Raw genomic sequence first — 10,273 nt, forward strand, 5'->3', positions numbered from 1 at the left:
TAAATCTGAAAAAACCATTAAGTTAATCTTGATGGTTTTTTTTTAGTTCATTTTCTATATTTTTCTTAAACGACATAGTGAGACCAAGAATAGAAAGAACGACTAAACTACCAATAATGATTTGTTGATAAGTTTGATTTGGGTTTCCTTCAGAAATGTTAGAGATATCTACGAGTGTTTTTCCTGCCCATACAGCAATAACGGTTCTTGGTAGCATTCCTAGTAGTGAACCCCAAAGAAATGGTGTCATAGGAGTTTTAGCCCACGCCAAAAGCATGTTACTTAAAGCAAAAGGAAGTATTGGTGATATTTTAGTAAAAACAACAATTTTTAAAGGAGATTGATGCACAGTGGATACAATTGCTCCAGCAATTTTATATTTTTCAATAGATTTTGAAAATTTTCCATGATCTACCCAAGAAATTAGTCGATAACAGAAAAAAGCGGCTAAAATATATGAGGGAACTAATCCAAAAAGAGAAACCCAACCTAGAAAATATCCAGAAATTATTGCAATTAAAGTTGTAGGCGTAATGGCGAACGCCATGGTGAAACAGCTGATAATGTAGAATATAACCCATTGTTGCCATCCAAATTGTAAAATTTCCTGTTCATAGTTATATGCTAAGCTCAATAGTGTAGAGCTAAGAATTAAAGGAAGAATACTAAAGCTTCCTCCAACAGAAAATGACGACGCATTTTGTCGAAAAAACTGTTTTATGGCTTGAAATTGCTGTCTCATTTTCTAAATAACTGTCAATTGTTAGACTACAAAGTAAAAAAAAACAATTTAGATTTGTGTTATAAAATTAAAGAATCTATATTTGCATCGCTTTAATGGAAAGGGCGTCCTTTCTGAAAGTTAAAGGCCTCATTAGCTCAGCTGGTAGAGCAACTGATTTGTAATCAGTAGGTCACTGGTTCGACTCCGGTATGAGGCTCTTATTTTCTTTGCAAACGTGTAAAGATAGTTAAAATATAATTTTGAAGCCTCATTAGCTCAGCTGGTAGAGCAACTGATTTGTAATCAGTAGGTCACTGGTTCGACTCCGGTATGAGGCTCAATTTTCCTTCAAACATTCACAAAACGTGTGGATTGATTTGAAAGTGCCTCATTAGCTCAGCTGGTAGAGCAACTGATTTGTAATCAGTAGGTCACTGGTTCGACTCCGGTATGAGGCTCCAAGTCTTGGAGTTAGGCAGTTTGGAAACAGACTCGGCGCTAGGTTAAAGACGAAATATGGTATTGCCTCATTAGCTCAGCTGGTAGAGCAACTGATTTGTAATCAGTAGGTCACTGGTTCGACTCCGGTATGAGGCTCATAGTATTGAAACCTTCTTTGTCGACTTAAGTACACATATTCTAGAATTTGTATATTTCTGTCACTAGGAAGGTTTTTTTTATTGTTTAAAAACATCCTGATGATCTTCTGATCGTTAATGAATCTGAAACTTATAGCAATGTAAGTGTTTGATTATTTGACTTTTAGTAAGAAATTCAGATATTTGCGGACTCGTTAATTAAATATATATAAAGATGTCTAAAATCTGCGATATTACAGGAAAAAGAACGAGAGTTGGTAATAACGTTTCACACGCAAACAACAAGACCAAACGTAAGTTCTATCCTAACTTGCACAAAAAGCGTTTTTACATTCCTGAAGAGGATCGTTGGGTAACGCTAAAAGTCTCAACTAGTGCTTTGAGAACAATCAACAAAAACGGCATCGCTGCTGTTTTGAAAAAAGCACGTAAGGAAGGTAAAACTTTCTAATTAAACTTGGTTTAACTTGGTATCACTTACCACAAAAAATAAGTCATGGCTAAGAAAGGCAACAGAGTACAAGTGATTCTTGAGTGCACAGAGCACAAAGCATCTGGGCAACCAGGTACTTCAAGATACATCACGACAAAAAACCGTAAGAACACTCCTGATCGTTTGGAGAGAAGAAAGTTCAACCCGGTTCTAAAGAAATACACTATTCACCGTGAAATTAAGTAATTATGGCTAAGAAAGTAGTAGCAACACTTAAGAAAGAAGGTGGCGTAAAATACGCTAAAGTAGTGAAAGCTGTGAAATCTCCAAAAACGGGCGCTTACACGTTCAAAGAAGAGATTATCATGGAAGATCAAGTAAAAGATTACTTAGCAAAGTAATTACTTGAAACAACTTATTCTTTCGAAAAACACCCTGCAACATGATTGCGGGGTTTTTTATTTTAAATACTTTGATACTGATGGATTCCCTGTAAACTACTGTTAATTGATACAGTTTTCTTCAGGCTCTTTATTAACTAAAGACGACTATCACTCAAAGTATTGGGATTCTAACAATTATAGACTTATTTTTGCTGATAGAAAGCACGCAAATTAACGTCTTTATTTATTTCGAATTATACGCATCATACAATGGGCTTCTTTAAGAAAATTTTTGGCAAAACAGAGATCTCACAGGAGGAAAAAGAAAATCTTGATAAAGGTTTAGAAAAATCTCGTGGTTCTATCTTTGATAAGATTACTAAAGCTGTTGCTGGTAAATCTAAGGTAGATGATGATGTTTTGGATAATCTTGAAGAAATTCTAGTAACCTCTGATGTAGGAGTAGAAACGACGCTAAAGATTATTGATAGAATAGAAGCGCGTGTCGAAAAAGATAAATATGTAGATGCTCAAGAATTAAATCAAATTCTACATGAAGAAATTGCATCCTTACTTGATGAAAATAAAAGTGAAGATGTAGACGGTTTCTCTATTCCAGAAGGAATTGAAGGACCTTATGTAATGTTGGTAGTTGGTGTAAATGGTGTTGGTAAAACAACAACAATCGGAAAACTATCAGCAAAATTTAAAGCAAAAGGATATAAAGTGGTTCTTGGTGCAGCAGATACTTTTAGAGCTGCAGCTGTGGATCAATTAAAACTTTGGGGCGAACGTACAGGAGTAGAAGTTGTTGCCAAAGGTATGAATGTGGATCCTTCTTCTGTTGCTTTTGAGGCAGTAAAGAAAGGAGTAGATTCTAATGCTGATATTATTATTGTTGATACAGCAGGTAGATTACACAACAAAGTGAACTTGATGAACGAGTTGTCTAAAATCAAAAGATCTATGCAAAAAGTAGCTCCAGGAGTTCCGCATGATGTGATTTTAGTTTTAGATGGTTCGACAGGTCAGAATGCACAAAACCAAGCAAGAGAATTCATGAAAGCAACTGAAGTGAGTGGTCTTGCTATTACTAAACTAGATGGTACAGCCAAAGGTGGTGTAGTTATCGGTATTTCTGATGAATTTAAAATTCCAGTAAAATATATTGGAGTAGGTGAAGGAGTAGATCACCTTCAAGCATTTAGAAAAATGGAATTTGTAGAGTCTTTATTCGGAGGAAGAGATGCTACAAAAACAAATTAGATATAAATAGTAATTTTTTTTACTACCTAAAAAGCCATTCTTATTCATTAAGAATGGCTTTTTTTGTCATTTTATCCTATTGAATATCTTTGTCAACCAAACAAATGATGTAAATTGTCGGTCATTTATAACTAACAAATAAGAATAACATGAAGCCAGAAAAGATCACTATTATCGGTGGAGGAAACCTAGGACAAGCTATTGCTGAGGGCCTCATTGCTAGTAACTACATTAAAGCTGAACACCTAACAGTTACTAGAAGAAACGTGAAGTTATTAAAGAAATTATCTGATCTAGGTGTTCAGGTAAGTAACAATAACCTTCAAGCAGTAGAAGGAGCAGATTTAATTGTTTTAGCCATTAAGCCATTTCAGATTAAATCTATAATGGAAGAAATAAAACCTCAGTTAAAAGGAAACCAAGTAGTCACTTCTGTCGTTACAGGAGTATCTCTTAATGATATGTCAGAGGTTTTAGGTGAGGAACAGCCTGTTTTTAGATCTATGCCAAATACTGCAATTGCTATAAGAGAATCAATGACTTGTATTGCCACTGATAATGGAACAGATGAACAAAAAAATATGATTGTTGATCTATTTTCACAATTAGGTGAAGCGATCATTATTGATGAAAGTTTAATGGCAGCAGCAACAGTTTTGGGTGCATGTGGTATTGCATATGCGATGCGTTTTATCCGTGCAGCTTCACAAGGAGGAATAGAAATTGGGTTTGGTGCTCAAGTATCTCAATTGATTGCAGCTCAGACAGTTAAAGGAGCAGCCTCTTTGTTAATGGAGACAGGGAATCATCCTGAACATGAAATAGATAAAGTAACTACACCTAAAGGATGTACTATTGCAGGATTAAATGAAATGGAGCATCAAGGATTTAGTTCTTCATTGATTAAGGGAGTTAAAACATCATTTAAAGCGATTGATGTGATTAAAGATGATTTTGATCGTAAATAAGTTCATAATTAATACTTAATTTTGAACTAGATAATTGATATATAATAAATAATAGACCTAAATTAAGTGAAAAAGATAGCCGTTTTTACATCCGGTGGCGATGCTCCCGGTATGAATGCTTGTGTTAGAGCCGTTGTTAGAGCTGCTCTTTACAATGGATTAGAAGTTGTTGGTATTCGTAGAGGATATAGAGGTATGGCTGAGGCTGACTTCATCCCTATGGAATCTCACTCTGTATCTGATATTATTGGTAAAGGTGGTACTATTCTGAAATCTGCTCGTTTCGACGAATTCAGACAAAAAGAATGGAGACAAAAAGCTTACGATAACTGTGTTAAAGAAGGTATCGATGGTTTAGTTGCAATTGGTGGTAATGGTACTTTCACAGGTGCTAAGTTATTGATGGAGGACTTTGGTATTCCTACAATTGGTTGCCCAGGTACAATTGATAACGACCTTTATGGTACAGATTACACAATCGGTTTTGATACAGCCGTAAACACTGCATTAGACGCTATTGATAAAATTAGAGATACTGCCGCTTCTCATGATCGTGTATTCTTCGTAGAAGTTATGGGTCGTGATGCAGGTTTTATTGCAATGCAATCAGGTATCGGTGGTGGTGCCGAAGATATCTTAGTACCAGAAATTCCAGATTCAATGGACAATGTGATCGAAAGCCTTAAAAAAGGTGGAGATAAAGAGAAACCATCTCACATTATTGTTGTTGCAGAAGGAGAGGGAATTGGTAACGCACACTTTATTGCTCAAAAAGCAAAAGAAGCAATGCCTAACTTAGATATTAGAGTGTCGAATTTAGGACACGTTCAAAGAGGTGGTTCACCAAGTGCAATTGACAGAATCTTAGCAAGCCGTATGGGTATTGCTGCAGTTGAAGGTTTAATTGATGGTAAATCAAACGTAATGGCAGGTATTATTGATGATAAAGTTGCCTTTACTTCTTTTGATGATGCTATCAATAAGAAAAAAGACCTTGATGTAGAATTAAACAAAATGGTAGAGATCTTAAATAGCTAATTATTTAGTACTTAAGTTTTTACTTAAAATAAAAATTGGGAATGAACGCAGAAACAACTAGTTTTGCGTTCATTCTTTTTTTATGTCAAAAAAAGACTCAATATCAGCTAGAAAAGAAATTTTTTACCTTGATGTTCACTATATTTTTTTGATGAGGTCTCATCTACTGTTGTGTACTTTTAGATCATCAAAAAACTAATTACCTTATCAAAATACAATTTTTTAGATAAGGAATTAACAAACAGTCTTCTTAAACTTTCAACAAATCCGTTCAGGAATTTATCAATGAAACAAAACGTTCAAGTCAGCAATCTTAATGCGTCTGATTTAAAAACTGAAGTACTTTCAGGTTTAACAGTGGCGATTGCTTTGGTGCCAGAAGCTATTGCTTTTTCATTCATTGCTGGTGTTTCTCCGCTCGTAGGTTTATACGCTGCGGTAGTTATGGGACTCGTAACAGCTATTGGTGGTGGTAGACCAGGTATGATCTCTGGTGCTACAGGTGCAATTGCTGTGGTAGTGATGCCATTAATTGCTGATAAGGGTATCAATTATTTATTCCCAGCGATTATATTAGGTGGTGTTTTACAGATTTTAGTAGGAGCACTTCGATTAGGTAAATTTATCCGTCTCGTGCCTCATTCGGTAATGCTAGGTTTCGTTAATGGATTGGCTATTGTGATTTTTAAAGCACAATTCAGTCAATTTATGGTAGATGGTGAATATTTGAATGGTACTCCTTTATATATGATGTTAGGATTGGTTGTACTTGCTATGGTAGTGATTCAATTCTTTCCTAAGTTAACAAAAGTAGTTCCTTCACCATTAATGGCTATTTTGTTGGTTTCTGCAATTGCTATTGGTTTTGGTATTGATACTCCAAAAGTAGGAGATATGGCCTCTATTGAGGGTGGTTTACCTTCTTTGATTTTCCCTGATGTACCATTAAACATGGAGACATTAATGATTATTCTTCCTTTTGCTTTAAAAGTTGCAGGTGTTGGTCTAATCGAAAGTTTATTGACACTAACATTGATTGACGAAATTACAGAAACAAGAGGTAGTGGAAATAGAGAATCAGTAGCTCAAGGTATTGGTAATATTATTTCTGGTTTCACTGGTGGTATGGGTGGTTGTGCTATGATTGGCCAATCGATGATTAATATACAATCTGGTGCTAGAAAGAGATGGTCAGGTATTATTGCAGCACTAGCATTATTGTCATTTGTATTGTTCTTATCTTCTATTATTGAACAAATTCCAATTGCAGCACTAGTAGGTGTAATGTTTATGGTAGCTATTGGAACATTTGAATGGTCAAGTTTTAGAATCTTAAATAAAGTACCAGTAACAGATGTTGTAGTATTAATTACAGTATCATTGGTAACGGTAATAGAAGATTTAGCAGTAGCGGTATTGATAGGTATTATCATGTCGGCATTATCATTTGCTTGGGAAAATGCTGTAAGAATTAGAGCAAGAAAGAAAACAGATGAGTTTGGTAGAAAACACTACGAAATTTACGGTCCTTTATTCTTTGGTTCAGCAACTAATTTCTTTGAGAAGTTTGATTTTAAAAATGATCCTAAAGAAGTAATTATTGATTTTACAGAATCAAGAGTAGCTGATTTATCAGGGATTGAAGCAATTAATAAAATCAATGAAAAATATGAGCAGTATGGAAAAAATGTCACTTTTATTCATCTGTCTCAAGATTGTGTAGCTTTATTAGATAAAGCAAAATCACATGTAGAAATTGATCATGATCACGATCCGCATTATTCTGTAGTGTATGATGCTTAATCATACATTAGTATAAATAGCAAAAGGGCGATGAAATACGTATTTCATCGCCCTTTTTCTATGTTGTGAGATCAACAAAAACTTCTTTAGTATCTCTCCAAAACTCATCTAGTTTGAGTATTCTTGGTTTTAAAAATGAATAGATGTCGGCTTGGTCATCTAGCTTGAACATATTTAAACCTTCTTTTTCAATATAGATTTTTGATATAGTTTGGCGTAAATCGTTTTTAGTATGAAGTTCCCATTCCCATTCTTCTTCAAGAATACTATGTAAATAGGTTTTCATTTCTTCGAACTGCTCAAAAATGAGTTGTTGTATTTCTGGATCTTTATGTGTGAGATAAATTCCAATACCACATTTCTTTTTATCAGCATTCATTTTAAAGAAAACATTTTTGACGCCTGTTTTATAATTCGTCCAATTGATTCGTTTTCCTTCTTCTGATTTAAAAGGCTTCATCAGCTGTCCAAATTGTGTCCAAAATTCAGCTCTTAATCTTGAGTGTTCCTCTTTACTAAACATTTATTTTTGATTTTTAAGGATCACAAATTTAGTATTTTTCAAATGTTCTATCAAAATACCAATTTATAGTTAATGTTTTGTCAGAATAAGATTGGTGAAATATTGTTTATGGTCCGTAAACTGATGATCTAAATGAAGGGAAGTATTATCAATTATATTTCGAATAATGTCTAAGTCATATTTTCTACTGATTTCAGTGTGTATTAATTCTCCCTTTTTAAAGTGAAAAGAAGTATCATTTTCAAGAATAGAAACTGTTTGATCAATTTTACTCTTGATGTAGCTTTTAGCAATACCTTCATTTTCATTATAAATTGCTACATGTTCAAATTGTGTGCGATCAAAATCACCTCCTAATTCTTTATTGATTCGATCTAGCAAATTAAGATTAAATTCAGACGTGATACCTTTACTATCATTATAGGCAGGGAGTACAATATTCTTAGGCTTTATTAGATCTAGTCCCAATAGTAACTGATCTCCTTTCTGCATAACAAGATTCAATTGTTGAATAAAACCCTTTGCTTGCTCGTCGTTCATATTTCCAAGATTGGATCCTAGAAAAAGAATTACTTTTTTATTGTTGCTTTTAAGATTATCAAGCATCTTGAAATAGTCCCCACAGATTCCTTCTACTTTTAGATTAGGAATCCAGTCAGACATTTTTTTTGAGATGTCAATGATAGCTTGTTCACTAATATCTATGGGGCGATAAACGGTAGAATCTTTTGGGAAATGACGTAGAAGCTCTTTTGTTTTTATACCATCTCCTGCACCTAGTTCAATTATCTCTAAATGTTCATCAGATAACAAATGTGCTATTTCATGCCCTTGAAACATCAGAATTTCTAATTCGCAGTTAGTTAGATAGTATTCATCTAAATTCATGATTTGTCTAAAAAGTCCTTCTCCTTTTTTATCATAAAAATACATAGAGGATAAAAATTTAGAAGAAGCAGATAAGCCTTTTTCAACATGTTGAGCGAATAAAGTTTTTTCGGTAATCATAAGTTATTTTGCAATGAGAATTTATTTGACTAGGCGTATCCCTGTGTATTGCCATCTAAAGTGAGGGTGGAAGAAGTTTCTATAGGTAATCCTACTATGATTAGGAGAGGTAGCAACACTAGCTCCCCTTAATACCATTGTATTGATCATGAACTTCCCATTATATTCACCTAGAGCACCTTCGGCGGTTTTAAAATTAGGGTAAGGTAAGTAAGCACTATTGGTCCACTCCCATCGTTTACCCCATTCAAATTGTTGAGCTGCAACTTCCCATTCAAATTCTGTAGGTAATCTCATCCCTTTCCATCGTGCAAAAGCATCAGCTTCATAAAAGTTGATATGTGCTAAAATACCTTGTGGGTGTAAACGTTGATCTCCACCATAGGTGAATTCGTACCATTTTCCATCGATCTCTTCCCAGTATAAAGGTTGTGTGATGTTATTATTTTGTACCCATGCCCATCCTTCATCTAACCAATATTCAAACTTCTTATATCCACCATCATTGATGAATGCCATATATTCTTCATTAGTCACTAAATGACTACAAATTGAAAATGAGTTGATATAAGTTTTATGTCTACCTAGTTCATTATCGTAACAGAACTCAGTGCCTTCATGTCCAATATTATAAACACCTTCTTTGATATCAATCCATTCTAATGCAGAATTATTTGAATCAAGCAGTAAGCTTCCACCTTTTTCATAAGTAGTTTTAAAGGGATGATGATAGAACATTAATTTTAAATCGGTATACATTAACTCTTGATGCTGTTCCTCGTGATGAATACCTGTAGTAAGTAACTCGTGTAATTCAGGGGTAACTTCTTGTGAAAATAGTAATTCGATATGTCGGTCTACATAGTGACGATATTTATAAACTTCTTCTACCGAAGGTCTAGTAAGAACACCTCTATGGTTTCTAGCAATACGTTTCCCTACATTATTATAGTAACTATTAAATAGAAAATTGAATTGTTTATTAAAACATTCATACCCTTTGAGGTGCTTATTCAATAAAAATGTCTCGAAAAACCAAGTTGTGTGGCCTAATTGCCATTTTATTGGACTTGCGTGTTCTACCACTTGAGGAGTATAATCCTCAATGGAGAGTGGTTGACAAAATTTTTCTGTCCTTTTTCTGGTTGAAAAATAATGTTCAATTGACGTAATAGTAGATTGCATTAGATGAATCTGATTGAGTTTGGTTAATTGATATTACAATTATTATGTAAGTAACGAGCGAATAGTATTGAGTGTAGTGCAATGCATAAGTCCATTTCTTTATTAAAAAGTGAAGAGAATGAATGTTTGAATTACACTTATAAGGTTATGTAAGTTATTTACTATTAGTGACTTTACAAGTGTTTGGAAAGGTTTTTTCGAAAAAAGTTGATATGTTGAAATCTCTTCTTACCTTTGCACTCCCCTTTAACGAAAGGGAAAACAAAAAGTGCTGATTAAAAGAGATAGATGTTATTTTAAAGTGGTCAAAAGATGCTTAAAAATACAGTTTTAGAGTTAAGTG

At 34.0% G+C, this 10,273-nt stretch carries 11 protein-coding genes and 4 tRNA genes; 11 read left to right on the forward strand and 4 right to left on the reverse strand.

Features of this window, described 5'->3' with window-relative positions:
• Positions 1–22: 22 nt before the first annotated feature.
• A complete protein-coding gene (locus tag NH26_RS14875) occupies positions 23–742 on the reverse strand; it encodes a TVP38/TMEM64 family protein (protein ID WP_044229281.1) in 720 nt (239 codons plus the stop codon).
• A gap of 126 nt (positions 743–868) precedes the next feature.
• Here NH26_RS14875 and NH26_RS14880 point away from each other — a divergent pair.
• The 11 genes from NH26_RS14880 to NH26_RS14920 all read left to right on the forward strand — a co-directional run bounded on the left by NH26_RS14880 (position 869) and on the right by NH26_RS14920 (position 7,214).
• Positions 869–941, forward strand: a tRNA-Thr gene (locus NH26_RS14880).
• Between the two features lie 48 nt (positions 942–989).
• Positions 990–1,062, forward strand: a tRNA-Thr gene (locus NH26_RS14885).
• Positions 1,063–1,109: 47 nt separating this feature from the next.
• Positions 1,110–1,185, forward strand: a tRNA-Thr gene (locus NH26_RS14890).
• A 63-nt stretch (positions 1,186–1,248) separates the two neighbouring features.
• Positions 1,249–1,321: transfer RNA gene (locus NH26_RS14895), tRNA-Thr, on the forward strand.
• 216 nt (positions 1,322–1,537) lie between these two features.
• Complete coding sequence (rpmB, locus tag NH26_RS14900; protein WP_044229278.1) at positions 1,538–1,774, forward strand: 50S ribosomal protein L28; 237 nt, start codon at positions 1,538–1,540, stop codon at positions 1,772–1,774.
• Positions 1,775–1,819: 45 nt separating this feature from the next.
• On the forward strand, positions 1,820–2,002 hold the full coding sequence (gene rpmG / locus NH26_RS25065; protein WP_044212429.1) for a 50S ribosomal protein L33: 183 nt from the start codon (positions 1,820–1,822) through the stop codon (positions 2,000–2,002).
• A gap of 2 nt (positions 2,003–2,004) precedes the next feature.
• On the forward strand, positions 2,005–2,157 hold the full coding sequence (locus NH26_RS25070; protein ID WP_084005937.1) for a DUF4295 domain-containing protein: 153 nt from the start codon (positions 2,005–2,007) through the stop codon (positions 2,155–2,157).
• Between the two features lie 252 nt (positions 2,158–2,409).
• On the forward strand, positions 2,410–3,405 hold the full coding sequence (ftsY, locus tag NH26_RS14905) for a signal recognition particle-docking protein FtsY (protein WP_044229273.1): 996 nt from the start codon (positions 2,410–2,412) through the stop codon (positions 3,403–3,405).
• A 149-nt stretch (positions 3,406–3,554) separates the two neighbouring features.
• Entirely contained in the window at positions 3,555–4,373 is an 819-nt protein-coding gene (proC, locus tag NH26_RS14910) for a pyrroline-5-carboxylate reductase (protein ID WP_044229271.1), read from the forward strand.
• A 66-nt stretch (positions 4,374–4,439) separates the two neighbouring features.
• Positions 4,440–5,411, forward strand: a complete 972-nt coding sequence (gene pfkA / locus NH26_RS14915; RefSeq protein ID WP_044229269.1) for a 6-phosphofructokinase — start codon at positions 4,440–4,442, stop codon at positions 5,409–5,411.
• A 285-nt stretch (positions 5,412–5,696) separates the two neighbouring features.
• Positions 5,697–7,214, forward strand: a complete 1,518-nt coding sequence (locus NH26_RS14920; protein ID WP_044229266.1) for a SulP family inorganic anion transporter — start codon at positions 5,697–5,699, stop codon at positions 7,212–7,214.
• Positions 7,215–7,272: 58 nt separating this feature from the next.
• Here NH26_RS14920 and NH26_RS14925 read toward each other — a convergent pair whose 3' ends face one another.
• The 3 genes from NH26_RS14925 to egtB all read right to left on the reverse strand — a co-directional run bounded on the left by NH26_RS14925 (position 7,273) and on the right by egtB (position 9,930).
• Positions 7,273–7,737, reverse strand: a complete 465-nt coding sequence (locus NH26_RS14925) for a DUF4268 domain-containing protein (protein ID WP_044229263.1) — start codon at positions 7,735–7,737, stop codon at positions 7,273–7,275.
• Positions 7,738–7,806: 69 nt separating this feature from the next.
• Positions 7,807–8,745, reverse strand: a complete 939-nt coding sequence (egtD, locus tag NH26_RS14930) for an L-histidine N(alpha)-methyltransferase (RefSeq protein ID WP_044229262.1) — start codon at positions 8,743–8,745, stop codon at positions 7,807–7,809.
• Positions 8,746–8,766: 21 nt separating this feature from the next.
• Positions 8,767–9,930, reverse strand: a complete 1,164-nt coding sequence (gene egtB, locus NH26_RS14935; RefSeq protein ID WP_044229261.1) for an ergothioneine biosynthesis protein EgtB — start codon at positions 9,928–9,930, stop codon at positions 8,767–8,769.
• Between the last annotated feature and the right edge of the window lie 343 nt (positions 9,931–10,273).

Source organism: Flammeovirga pacifica, assembly GCF_000807855.2.
GTDB lineage: Bacteria > Bacteroidota > Bacteroidia > Cytophagales > Flammeovirgaceae > Flammeovirga > Flammeovirga pacifica.